This window comes from Viridibacillus arenosi (assembly GCF_001955655.1).
In the GTDB taxonomy this organism is placed as follows: Bacteria; Bacillota; Bacilli; order Bacillales_A; family Planococcaceae; genus Viridibacillus; species Viridibacillus arenosi.
Window position 1 is genome coordinate 12,889 of the sequence record NZ_MSPW01000009.1, and the last position, 12,781, is coordinate 25,669.

Genomic DNA, 12,781 nt, shown 5'->3' on the forward strand with positions numbered 1-12,781 from the left:
ACATAGACATAATATATGTAATTTTTTATTAGTGTTCAATAATTTTTATCGACTTTTTGTCTGTATCTATCTCTATAAGTCCTCCAATAGGAAAAGTAAACATAGGCTGAATATGACCAAAGCTTGCATTATACATCACAGGAATGTTCTTCAAAATAGGATGTTTATCAAAAATAAAATGCAAATGCTCTTCAGTCACTTGAGATTTATTCTGGAATTTACCAATCACTAGTCCCTTTAAGTTGACTAATTTCCCCTGCTGTAGCAAGGACGTAAAATCACGTGCAAATGTTAGTGGATCTGTCAATTCATCATCTTCAATAAACAAAATGACATCCTTTAAATCTGGCATAAATTCCGTTCCTTGTAGTAAATTGAGAGTACATAGATTACCACCATATAACGTACCATTAGTTAATCCACCATTATAAATTTTCAAACCCTCATTTGGAATTAAGTTGCGATTATCTTGGTCTCTAAACCACGCATCGTCACTCCAAATAACCGACTGCTCAATCTCATAGGCTTCGTCTTGCATGAAGCATTTTTTGAAATAAGTCGTTTGATAATCCTGTGCCTTCCGCATTCCAAAACTTGAAAAGTGAGGTCCAGAATATGTGACTAAACCTGTTTTAGCTGTTATTGCCCATGCTAGCGCTGTAATATCACTATAGCCACATAAGATTTTCGGATTGGTCTTTATAAGTTCATAGTTGATATAGGGCAAGATCTCATTTGCATTAAATCCACCAATAACTGTCAAGACTCCTTTTACATTTGGGTCTATGAAAGCTGCATGTAAATCCTCCACTCTCGCATGAATTGAAGAAGAGTAATGTAGATCGCAATCATATACATGCTCACCAAAAGTCACTTTTAAGCCCATTTTCTCTAACTGCTCAATTGCTTCTTGAATACCATCCTTAGATAAAATTTGCATACTGCGACTAGGTGCAATAATACGTATTTCATCACCTTTTTTTAACTTTGGCGCAATCATTCTAAAGCCAACTCCTTTTCATAAATTTACAAGTACAATATTCTGAAACGTTCGTAACTTAAAGTAAAAATCAATCTTATAAATAATAGTTGTAATGATAAAGATTATTCTGACTAATATCAAGTATTGATTTCTTTAACTACCCTTCTTTGTATTTTAAGAATTGTATTATTAAATTTAGATTTGAACAATGTTAATCCACCGTGTCATAGCAAAATTATTTTTATCCCTCCCTTTTACTAAGTACTCAATCCAATAAGGATTACCTACATCTTGTTTTTTCCTAATATGAAAACGTGCTTTCTTTTTAATATTGAAAAACAACGATTTTCATAAAATTAATACCTATTAGGTTTAAATTAGTTCTAAAATATTTATTTTATAAAGTGATGCTTGCCCTTACCAATTATTTTGAAGTGAATAGCATGATAATAATAGGAGGTGAAATAATGAATTATGAGATAAAAAGATGTAATAAGTGCAGTAAATATATCTGTACTTGTAACAATGACCCTGCTCGAGGTCCAAGAGGGAATAAAGGTACTATTGGCCCTGTTGGACCTCCTGGCCCTCAAGGACTTAAAGGTGACCGAGGTCCTAGGGGATTCATGGGTCTTCCTGGAGCTGATGGTGAACGTGGGCATAGAGGCGCCGAGGGCGAACAAGGACCTATGGGTTTAAGAGGTCTCCCTGGAGTGGCTGGGCCTGGCTCAATAATTCCTTTCGCATCAGGTGTTCCTGTTAAACTTACAACTGTTGGTGGACACATTGGAACAACTAGTTTAATCGGCTTTGGGAACTCTGCATCAAACGTTAAGTTAGATGGGACAAAAATAAATCTTACAGGTTCTGCTGGCGCACTTCTGAATTTTGCATTTTCTATTCCTCGTGATGGAAAAATCACTTCGATGGATGCTTTCTTCAGTACTTCAGAGGCTCTATCTCTAGTTAATTCCACCATCACAATTACAGCTCAATTATATCAATCAACAACACCAAATAATCTATTCACTCCTGTCCCAGGCGCTACTGTAACATTATTTCCTAAACTCTCTGGCAATCTTCCTCTAGGTTATGTCAGTCACGGAATCACTACAGGATTAAATATAATGGTAACAGCACAAACACGACTATTGATGGTATTTTCTGCTGCAGCCACTGGTCATTCACTCGATAATATGGTAGGTGGGTATGCTAGCGCAGGTCTTTCAATTAGTTAATTTCTTAAGGTTAACTATCTTAAAAACTACAATTCTTACCTAATAGTTGATGCAAAAAATATCCATAGAATACATCATTATTTGATAAATTAATTTCGGTATTAATTGAAATTATTTAAAGTTTGCTTAATTAATACCATATAATATTACTAGACTAACAATGGCAACTTTTCGTATAAAATAAAACAAAAAGTTGCCTTAATTCGTATTTTCTCTATTTAACTTTCTCTAATATTACACTATTAACTATGCAACAACTGCTTCTAAAGGTGTAATTTTGGTGCGGCTATATACTATTCAGAGATTGTTGAATTTATTATTTTATAAAAATACATCTTTTTTATATGTAAATAATCTATTTGATAAATCATAATTTTCATAGAGACGAAAATTAAATTATTAACCGTTATTATCTACAATAATTAAATTCAATGTATAATGTCCAAATTCCGTGTCGTGAACGAATCCATGCTTTTCATATAATTTTTTTGCATTTATATTCGTGAGAGCAGTTTCTAATGTTAAATAACTCGCATTTGTTTGTCTACCTAGTTCCATTGCTGACTGTAATAATTGCTGTGCAACGCCAGATTTCCGATTATTATTTGTCACGAACAAGTCATTTAATATCCACGCTTTTTTCATTGATATGGAGGAGTACGTTGGATAAAGTTGTGTAAATCCTACATACTCCTCCCCCTTTTTCGCTACAAATATGACTGAATCCTTATTAGTTAGTCTACTGTGGATGAATTTATAAGCCCCTTCTATATTTGTTTGTTGCTCATAAAATTGACGATACATGTCGAATAACCCCGCTACGCCAACTGTATCAGATAGATCTGCTTGATTAACTTTCACTTCATTACCCTCCTTTTAAAATTACAAGTCCCTCGAACAACAAAAACAACTCCTCGTATGAAGCAGAAGTTGTCTTTGGTATTTAAAGTGATTGTGCAATAGGTTCTTTGTTTATTTCAGGCATTAAATTATCTACAATAATACTATTTACTGCATTAATATAAGCTAAAGCACTTGCCTTAATGACATCTGTATCAGTTGCTTTTGCAATATATTTTTCGCCTTTATATTCTACCTGTAATTTTACTTTCCCTAATGCTTCTTTTCCTCTAGACACACTGCTAATTTTGTACTCTAATAATTTGATATCGATATCAATGATTTCTTTAATCGATGAGTAAAGTGCATCAATTGGACCCGATGCTACTGTAGTGCTGCTTTTGAAAATCTGATCTCCCTTTTTTATTTTGACGCTTGCTGATGGGAAAATTGTATTACTAATTACTTGCAAATCCAACAACTCATAAAAATTTTCACTATGATGGTGAATTTCTTCATTCATGTCATGACGCTCAAAATACTTTTCTACAATAATATATAAATCATGGTTATATACTTCTTTTTTCGCATCAGCCAATACTAAGAAATCTGCAAAAATTTCTTCAAATTGATCATCTGTTAGCTGATTAAAAGCTAATTTTCCGAGTGCATTTTTCACCGCATGACGTCCAGAACGGGCTGTAAGAACAAGCTCCATATCATCTAATCCAACTTCTGTAGGACTAATAATTTCATAGGCATCACGTGATTTTAGTAAACCATCTTGGTGAATACCAGATGAATGTGCAAAGGCGTTATCTCCAGTAATAGCTTTATTCACCTGTACATCAAGTCCCATTAAGCTACTCACAAGCTTAGATGTGTTCATAATTTCCTTTGAATTAATATTTGTGTTTGCTTTGTAGAAAGATGAACGTGTATTTAATGCCATAACAACCTCTTCTAATGCAGCATTACCTGCTCGCTCTCCAATACCGTTAACCGTACACTCCACTTTATCTGCACCATTTTTTATAGCAGCTAATGTATTTGCTGTAGCCATCCCTAAATCATTATGACAATGTACACTTAAAAGCACTTTTTCATTCAGATTTTTTAGGCGGTCATTTAATTTGAATATAAGTTCACCGAATTCCTCTGGCACTGCATAACCAACTGTGTCTGGGACATTAATCATCGTAGCGCCAGCCTTGACGACGGCTTCAATTGTCGACCATAAGTATTCAAACTCAGAACGTGATGCATCTTCTGTAGAATACTGCACTTCTGGTAAAAGTGTCTTAGCATATTTAACAGCTTCAACTCCGATATCTAGAATTTGATTTTTTGATTTACCAAATTTCTTTTCAACGTGAATGTCTGAAGTTCCAAGAACCATATGAATTAACGGCTTTTCAGCATACTTTACACTATTATAAACCGCATCGATATCTGCTTTAACAGCACGTGCTAGGGCAGTAATCATGATATTATCAGTATCCCCAACCTTCATCGCAATTTCTTTTACCGCATTAAAATCTCCGGCTGATGATGCTGGGAAACCAGCTTCAATAATATCAACTTGTAATTTCTTTAACTGATGAGCTACTTCTAGTTTTTCGTATAAATTCAGTTTCGCCCCCGGTACTTGTTCCCCATCACGTAAAGTCGTATCAAACACCCATATTTTTCTCGACATTTCACATACACTCCTTTTCTTTTTTAAATAATAAAAAGCCCCGCCTCTATAGAAACTATAGAGACGAGGCTGTGCTCGCGGTACCACTCTAATTGATCCATGCCTAACATGAACCCACTCACTTTGATGGCTATCACCACCTATTCTTTTAACGGCAGAATCCCGACATCCGCTACTATTATTTCACGGAGTAGCTCTTGGACGAGTTCAAAGGCAAATAACTACCGATTCTCACCAACCACCGGCTCTCTGAATAGCTTATTTTTCCTCTTACTATTTCCAATCATTGCTCACTCATTATTTGATTAGTTTTGATTCTAACCCCAGAATTCTTTTTAGTCAACATAATTATCAGAAAAATATAAATTTTCTTTCAGGAATATTTTAGGTGTTTGATACAACAATCTATTTTGATATAAAAAACATCTCTCCCCTATAATCGAAAGTATTAGACAACAACGAAAGGAGTATACAGATACATTCCGATTTTACTACTCTTCTTCTCAATCACAAGACAAGCGAATTACAGGAAGCAAAAAAAATACATGAATGAGAAAAGAACATGAGTTAATTATTCATGTCCAACCAATTGACTATCTACAAGCTTGTCCATAATGTCAGATAAGGGCTATCCTCAGTAAAGGGAAGAAAACATACCCATTAATAAAAACTTAAAAGGTAAATCAAGTGTTTTTTGGGGGAATATTTGGCTGTCTCCAGGAAATCTATATACGAAAGAATTCAAAACTTTTTGCAAAGTCACGTGGATGGAACATCGATGACATATGCTGAGAAACAGACGCAAACTCCGAAACCTCTGTGGACCATGTTTTGCAACGTTGGATCGCACAAGGAGGAAAAATCGAACATCTGGCAGTATAGGATTGTTTGAATCATAAAAAACTGACAGGAAGAAATCTGTAATTACCATCAATTACGATTCACGAATACAGTCTTTGTAGGCTGGAAAACAAGATACGTAGAGATAGAAGGTGCACTAACTTTAATTTCTGTTAATTAAAAAAGAATATTGAAATTAATGAATTGAAAATAACTTAAAAAAGAAGACTCGAAAATACAGGAAGCGAATTTGGCCCCAATACTAAATCATATACATTTAACAACTAAGAAGTTCTTCGTTTTATTTTATGAAATCTGTTGTTTGTCTCGTTTTTATTAACTTTTTCTCTAGGTTCTATCTTTATAACATCCATTTCTAAATTGGGAGTGTTGACATTTTACATATCAAAATTAGACGTTCCGTTTGATCGACACCTACACTTTTTTTCATTGCAGAGCTTTTCTTATAACAAAATGTCCAGTCCTACAAACATACACTAATAATATTTTCAAAAATGTAATGATAAAGAGTTCATTTCAATGTAAGAAAGACGAACTGGGGGAGCTTTAATCAGCAACTGAGTAGATGCCCAAATTGTTGAAACTTGCAGTGAGTTCTGGCATGTTTTCATTCTATAAACAAACAGCAGGCAGACATTGAATGCCTGTGAAGCTTGAAATATCAACTGTTATACATACACATGTTGAAATCAAATCTTCTACATCTTCACAATCAAGCTGACAACAAGGGGAGCATATATGATCTTTAGTATTAGCAACACATTTATTATGGTTTTTAAATTTTAATAATTCCAAAACTACACAGTCATCCTTTAATTCTACTATTTTGAAAATGAATGTTAAAAAACAAACAAATTTTTCTTTTTTTGAACAATCGTCAAAGCAAGTAGTCACGCCTTCAACCTTAAACGCTTCACAATTACAATATAAAATAAAAGGTATTGTATTGTTCTTATTTGGTTTAAATAACTCTCCAAGTGGTGACTGGCATGAAAATTCGCAGTTATCATTCTTTTTCTTCCTAACATTTCTTTGTTCATGTAGTATTTTTTCCAATGTCTTTTTTACACATTTACTATCATTGTGACACTTCTCCACAAAAATCGACTCCTTTTATGTTCAGTACATCCTTGCAATATCATATGGAACTGCATTCTAAATTAATAGGTTATTTACCTGTTGTCATTATAAAAATTTTTAGACGTTCTGAACAAGCTCAATCAACTAATTCAACTCAACAAACTAATCAAGTATATTAATTTCAGTAATCTTAGGGAAAATAAAAAAGGTGACTTTTTGTTCTACTTTGAACGAAAGGCCACCTTTCTCTCTTTTTTCTCAACATCGAAGTCTGTTCTTGACATATAAAGCTATACGAATACTTCTACACCCTTATCGTTTACAATTAAAAATAATGGCAAACAATCGTATTTACTGAAACTTAGCGAGGGACTTCTTAATTATTAAAAGTAGTCAAGTACATGCTTTGATGAAAAACATTAGTTATTTCTCTTTAAAAAATTCACTGCGTATTGTACAAATAACTCTGAACCAACTTTCAATGTATCTTCATCTACATTGAAGCGTCCATGATGGTGTGCCCATTGTGAATCTTTTTCAGCATTACCACAGCCAACTAAAGCAAAACAACCAGGTACTTTATCAAGATAGAAACTGAAATCTTCTCCGCCCATTGTAGGATCATCAAGATAATATGATTCTTCTCCGAATGATTGTTCAATGACTTGACGTGCTAACTCTGCACTATCTTTATCATTGATGACAGCTTGTGTACCATAGTTATACTCAACTTCGGCAGTACCACCATAAATTGCGGCAATTTGCTCTGCATATTGATGAATTTGTGCTTCTATATGTTGACGAGTCTCTACATCAAAGCAACGAACCGTCCCTTCAAGAACTGCATTTTCTGCAATAACATTAAAACGAGTGCCTACCTCCATTTTACCTATTGTTAGTACGGCTGGACGTAACGGGTTAACTGTTCTCGATACAACTGTTTGTACATTTAATGCAAATGATGATGCAATCATTACTGCATCAACCGTATCATGCGGCATTGCAGCATGACCACCGCGACCTTTAAATATCACTTTAAAGAGATCTGCTGATGCAAATGATGGGCCAGGTGCACATTGGATTTTATGTGAAGGAATTTGCGACCAAATGTGAATTCCAAACACATTATCAACACTCTCAACTGCTCCTTGACGAACCATCTCCTTAGCACCTGTTGCCACTTCTTCTGCTGGTTGGAAGATTAAGCGCACTTCTCCTTCTAGCTCATCTTTTATTTCATTTAGAGCTTTTGCAGCAATTAATAACATTGCTGTATGAGCATCATGTCCACATGCATGCATTTTGCCATCTTCTTGTGAGTGATATTCAAGCTCACGATTTAATTCATAAACAGATAAAGCATCCATATCTGCACGAAGAGCAACCGTTTTACCTTGCTTCCCACCTGTAATATCAGCAATTACACCAGTTGGTTCAGTTTTTCTATACGGAATGTTCAGTTGTTCTAAATAATCGCATACAAACTGAGTTGTTTTAAACTCCTGCCATGATAACTCTGGCTCTTTATGTAGTTTACGACGAATGGCGACTAACTCATCATTATAACTTGCAATAATTTCTTTTATATTTTTCCCCATTTGAAGGACCCCTTTATTATTTAATCCAGGTTACAAATAAGCCTGCTAATACAACAGAAACTATCGTAACTGTGATGAAACCACCAACAAGCATCGGTGGAAGCATATGACTTGTTAAAAATTCACGTTCTTTTTTATCTGATGTTACAGCGTTCACAACTTCATTTGTAATAATATAATCTGCTGGGAAGCCATATAAGGCTGTTAATGATACAGCAAACGCCATATTTGGACTTACTTTTAAAATTTTTCCTGCGATAAATGAAAAGATATACATGCCAATTACTGCAAGAACGATACTAACTATTAAAGGTGTAATTATTCGTAGCATCATTTCTGGTGTAGCATTTTTTAAACCATCAAAAATAAATAACATTAATGCCATGATGGCAAAACCGAAACCATTTGCCTTTTGTAAAGGCTGCTTTTCTAAGAAACCTAGTGAAGTAGCAATTACACCAAATAGTAAACATAGTACTAATGCATTTACTGTAATAATTGGAGCTAATGCAGTTGATGTAAAATACGCTAAACAGCCAACAATGGCTAATCGGAAAAATTTGAAATAATCCGTATTGTAGCGATCAGGTAGTTTCTTAAATATTCTTGGTTTTTCTAGTTTTTCCTCTTCTTCAACTGTTATTTCCTGAGCTTTTATCTCACCAGAACGATATAGCTTTAATAACCGATTCCCTTCTTTTTTTAAGAAAATTGACGTTAGTGGATAACCAGCAAAACCTTGAATAACATATATGACAATTGCGAAAACAGCTAGATCATCATACCCTGCATTCGCTGCTCCCTCAGACATAATAAGAGCTGAAACTAATCCACCAACTAGTGGAGGAATCGCAACAATCATCGTTTGCAGATCGAAAATCAAAGCGCCTATCGTAAATAAGATAACGATGATACCTAAAATTCCTGATAGTGCAATAACTATCGTTTTCCATTGATTTCTTAATTCTTTCAATGAAAGTAAAGTACCCATGTTAGTAATTAATAAGTACATCATCATTGTTGCTACGATTGCTGGAATACCTGCAATCTCTACAATATTCTTCGGAAAAAACGTCCAATACCCCAATAAAAACAGTACAGCGCAAACAAATACAGACGGAATCCATGCTTTCGTTTTAGTTGCCACAACATCGCCAATATATAAAATCCCTAATAATATAACAAGGGCAAGCATTTGAGCCATAATATAACCTCCAATTAATAAAATTTGTAATATTACAATAACATTAAATTTTCTGAATATGTATATAATTAATATATTTCGAGAAAATATTAACTTTAACTAGCTAATTTATAACGTAAATCACATATAGATATTTTGATATAGATAAACACCTTTATTAAAATAGTAAATTTATTCCTTACCAGCGATAAAATTACTCACATAAGAATAGCTTTTTCTCTCAGTAACATTAATGCAATAATGAGGAGAAGCCATCTCCTCCGCGAAGTACTATCTACATGACTTACAAGCTCAAACAACCCCTTCCCTCTCACTATTAATCTCATGTATAGCATTGTGAATTTTCAAAATTAAAAGTACAATTGGAATTATATTTATTGATACTATACATATTTTTAGGAGGAAAGTCTTTGAGTAAAATTCGAATTGGTATTGTAGGTTATGGTAATTTAGGACGTGGCGTTGTAGGGGCAATTGCCCAAAACCCTGATATGGAATTAGTGGCAGTATTTACTCGTCGTGACCCTTCTTCATTAAAAATCGAGAGCGCTAATGTCCCAGTATATGCGGTAAATGATGCAGAAGAATTTAAAGATGCCATTGATGTCATGATCTTATGTGGGGGATCTGCTACGGACTTACCGGAGCAAGTACCTCATTTCGCTCAATGGTTTAACACTATCGACAGCTTTGATACACACGCCAAAATTCCAGCTTTCTTTGATGCAGTAAATGCAGTTGCAGAACCTGCAAATAAAGTAAGCATCATTTCAGTTGGTTGGGATCCAGGTCTATTTTCATTAAACCGTCTTTTAGGAGAAGCAGTGTTACCTATTGGCAATACTTATACTTTTTGGGGTGATGGCTTAAGTCAAGGCCACTCTGATGCAGTTCGTCGTATTGAAGGCGTTAAAAATGCAGTGCAATATACATTACCAATTGAAGTGGCAGTAAATCGCGTACGTAATGGTGAAAATCCAGAATTAACTACTCGTGAAAAACATGCTCGCGAATGTTTCGTTGTTTTAGAAGATGGCGCAGATGCTGTGAATATCGAAGAACAAATTAAAACAATGCCAAACTATTTCTCTGATTATAATACAACTGTAAATTTCATCTCTGAAGATGAACTTGCTACAAATCATAGCGGTATGCCACATGGTGGGTTCGTTATTCGAAGTGGTGAATCTAACGCGGAGCATAAGCAAATTATGGAGTTCTCTTTAAACTTAGAAAGCAATCCATACTTCACATCAAGTGTCCTAGTTGCCTTTGCACGTGCTGCTTACAAACTTAACAAAGCTGGCGATAAAGGAGCTAAAACAGTTTTCGATGTACCTTTTGGCTTGTTGTCACCAAAATCAGCAGCAGAACTTCGTAAAGAATTATTATAAGAGATTAAAAATAAAAGGCTGGCTCTGTCTTCATGACAAGTTAGCCTTTATTACATTAGTTAAATTACCAAGATTCACTAAAAAGCTTCCGTCATATTGACTTTTATCCTCTCGACAACTATGATGGATAGTGATTCTTACAAAAGACTCAATAATCTCAAACAAGAAACCTTATGCTGCCTTCTATCAATTGAAGGGTCCGTAAGGTTTTTTGTTATTCTACCGAATTTTAACAACTGAATACTCAATCATTATTTTTGACTATGCAAATTATGTCATGTACAGTTGAAGGGTATCAAAATAATAAATGAGGTGACGAAATGGTCGTATACTTTACATCAGAAGCAACTGCAAAAAATGGTAGAGATGGTCATGTAAAATCGAATGATGGCATAATTGATTTAGATTTAAAAATGCCAAAGCGAAATGAAACTCCAACAGGCTCCAATCCAGAACAATTATTCGCTGCAGCCTATTCCGCATGTTATGATGGTGCCCTCAATTTAGTAGCTAAAAATGAAAATGAAACTATTGATTCAACTGTTACGGCTAAAGTTAGCTTAGTGAAAGATGAAGCCGATAATGGCTTTAAAATCGCTGTCACTTTAGAAGTTGAAGTGAAAGGTGTATCACAAGATGTAGCCGAACAGTTAACAGCTAAAGCACATCAAACTTGCCCTTATTCAAAAGCAACTCGTGGTAATGTTGATGTAAATATCGTTACAAAAGCAATTTAAAAATAATTATATATCCCTATGCTTTTACTTTGCATGGGGGTATTTTTTTATTTATTAAAAAAGAGTTAAATTCATTATTATAGAAACATTGATTTCTAAAAGTTACGAGAAGAAATGTTGTAAAAATAGAAGAAAAGGTTTAAACCTAACTCAAATTGAATTACTAAATAGAATAACCGATGATGAACAAACTTTTACTAATGAAAACCACTTCTCTAAAATTAAAGCCGACTCAGCATTAATCAATCAGTAGAATCTATATCTAATTACTTATTAGTACATATGTAGACATCGGTTTTATAGCATTTCTTTGTATTGCATCTTTAAGTATTAATATTTCAGTTTGCAGTAATAGGACCAACTTTTTTGGAATATACTCTACAGCCAGAAGCTCTTTGGCATAATCTTGGATAGTAAAATCCACTTCCCATTCTCCATCCTGTAATTCCGGAGAGTAAATTATATTCTCTTTTTGGATCTCCCACCCGGCTTGTTGAATGATTTTCTTAATATCCTCCGCCGTAAATAATGACCGGATGTTCGAAATACTTGTTTCTTTAAATGTTTCAAATTGAGCTTGAATCAATACAGCCAGAAAATGAGGATACTGTTCAATACTTGTTACCCTTGCATCCCATTCTGCAAAGCATAATGTTTTCCCCCATTTCCTAGCTTTCTTTAATACGACTGCTAGCTGCTCGGCTGACTGGAAATACCAAGAACAGTGCGATAACACAACCACATCAAATGATTTTTCTGAAAAATCGATTTCATCCGCAATCACATCTGTAGCTAAATCTATTTGTATTTGCGCACCTAACTTTGAGGCTTTTAAATGACAGGCTGCTTCTCCTAAAGTGATTGGACTACCATAATCTGCATCCGCGACATCAATACCATGGACAAAGCCTCCTTCACCTACTAGATGTGCTAATACTGCAGTAGTATCCCCTTGTCCACAACCTATTTCCAGTACACTCATCCCTTTTTTGATTGACCAAAACTGCGCTAACTTCAAACGATGCGCCGTTTGAATTTTTTGAATTGTACTATCGTCACCATATATGGCCATACAGTCTATAATTTCTTCTATTATTCTTTCTTCCATCTAGTTCCTCCATTACGCAAATTGATATTGTAATATCTTC

General features: G+C 34.5%; 10 protein-coding genes and 1 other annotated feature. Of the genes, 3 read left to right on the top strand and 7 right to left on the bottom strand.

Annotation, left to right across the window (positions count from 1 at the left end):
- Nucleotides 1–28: 28 nt before the first annotated feature.
- Nucleotides 29–1,000 carry a S66 family peptidase gene (locus BK137_RS15395; protein WP_038179543.1) on the bottom strand — a complete coding sequence of 324 codons (972 nt, stop codon included), beginning with the start codon at nucleotides 998–1,000 and terminating at the stop codon, nucleotides 29–31.
- A gap of 449 nt (nucleotides 1,001–1,449) precedes the next feature.
- Here BK137_RS15395 and BK137_RS22685 point away from each other — a divergent pair, with 449 nt between their 5' ends.
- Nucleotides 1,450–2,220: an exosporium glycoprotein BclB-related protein gene (locus BK137_RS22685; RefSeq protein WP_051448556.1), complete on the top strand. Its 771-nt coding sequence runs from the start codon at nucleotides 1,450–1,452 to the stop codon at nucleotides 2,218–2,220.
- Nucleotides 2,221–2,619: 399 nt separating this feature from the next.
- Here BK137_RS22685 and BK137_RS15405 read toward each other — a convergent pair whose 3' ends face one another.
- The 5 genes from BK137_RS15405 to BK137_RS15430 all read right to left on the bottom strand — a co-directional run bounded on the left by BK137_RS15405 (nucleotide 2,620) and on the right by BK137_RS15430 (nucleotide 9,502).
- The gene (locus BK137_RS15405; protein ID WP_038179544.1) at nucleotides 2,620–3,081 is read right to left on the bottom strand and encodes a GNAT family N-acetyltransferase; all 462 of its coding nucleotides are present in this window, start codon (nucleotides 3,079–3,081) and stop codon (nucleotides 2,620–2,622) included.
- Between the two features lie 82 nt (nucleotides 3,082–3,163).
- The gene (locus BK137_RS15410; RefSeq protein WP_038179546.1) at nucleotides 3,164–4,759 is read right to left on the bottom strand and encodes a 2-isopropylmalate synthase; all 1,596 of its coding nucleotides are present in this window, start codon (nucleotides 4,757–4,759) and stop codon (nucleotides 3,164–3,166) included.
- A 56-nt stretch (nucleotides 4,760–4,815) separates the two neighbouring features.
- Nucleotides 4,816–5,055 (bottom strand) — a binding site (T-box leader).
- 1,177 nt (nucleotides 5,056–6,232) lie between these two features.
- Nucleotides 6,233–6,718 (bottom strand): CotY/CotZ family spore coat protein, encoded by a 486-nt coding sequence (locus BK137_RS15420; protein ID WP_051448557.1) that lies wholly within the window; start codon nucleotides 6,716–6,718, stop codon nucleotides 6,233–6,235.
- 401 nt (nucleotides 6,719–7,119) lie between these two features.
- Nucleotides 7,120–8,298 carry an amidohydrolase gene (locus BK137_RS15425; RefSeq protein ID WP_038179550.1) on the bottom strand — a complete coding sequence of 393 codons (1,179 nt, stop codon included), beginning with the start codon at nucleotides 8,296–8,298 and terminating at the stop codon, nucleotides 7,120–7,122.
- 16 nt (nucleotides 8,299–8,314) lie between these two features.
- The gene (locus BK137_RS15430) at nucleotides 8,315–9,502 is read right to left on the bottom strand and encodes a hypothetical protein (RefSeq protein WP_038179551.1); all 1,188 of its coding nucleotides are present in this window, start codon (nucleotides 9,500–9,502) and stop codon (nucleotides 8,315–8,317) included.
- Between the two features lie 410 nt (nucleotides 9,503–9,912).
- Here BK137_RS15430 and BK137_RS15435 point away from each other — a divergent pair, with 410 nt between their 5' ends.
- A complete protein-coding gene (locus tag BK137_RS15435; RefSeq protein WP_038179553.1) occupies nucleotides 9,913–10,896 on the top strand; it encodes a diaminopimelate dehydrogenase in 984 nt (327 codons plus the stop codon).
- A 320-nt stretch (nucleotides 10,897–11,216) separates the two neighbouring features.
- A complete protein-coding gene (locus BK137_RS15440; protein WP_038179555.1) occupies nucleotides 11,217–11,633 on the top strand; it encodes an organic hydroperoxide resistance protein in 417 nt (138 codons plus the stop codon).
- Nucleotides 11,634–11,895: 262 nt separating this feature from the next.
- Here the strand turns inward: BK137_RS15440 and BK137_RS15445 are convergent, their stop codons facing one another.
- A complete protein-coding gene (locus BK137_RS15445) occupies nucleotides 11,896–12,741 on the bottom strand; it encodes a class I SAM-dependent methyltransferase (RefSeq protein WP_038179557.1) in 846 nt (281 codons plus the stop codon).
- Nucleotides 12,742–12,781 lie beyond the last annotated feature (40 nt).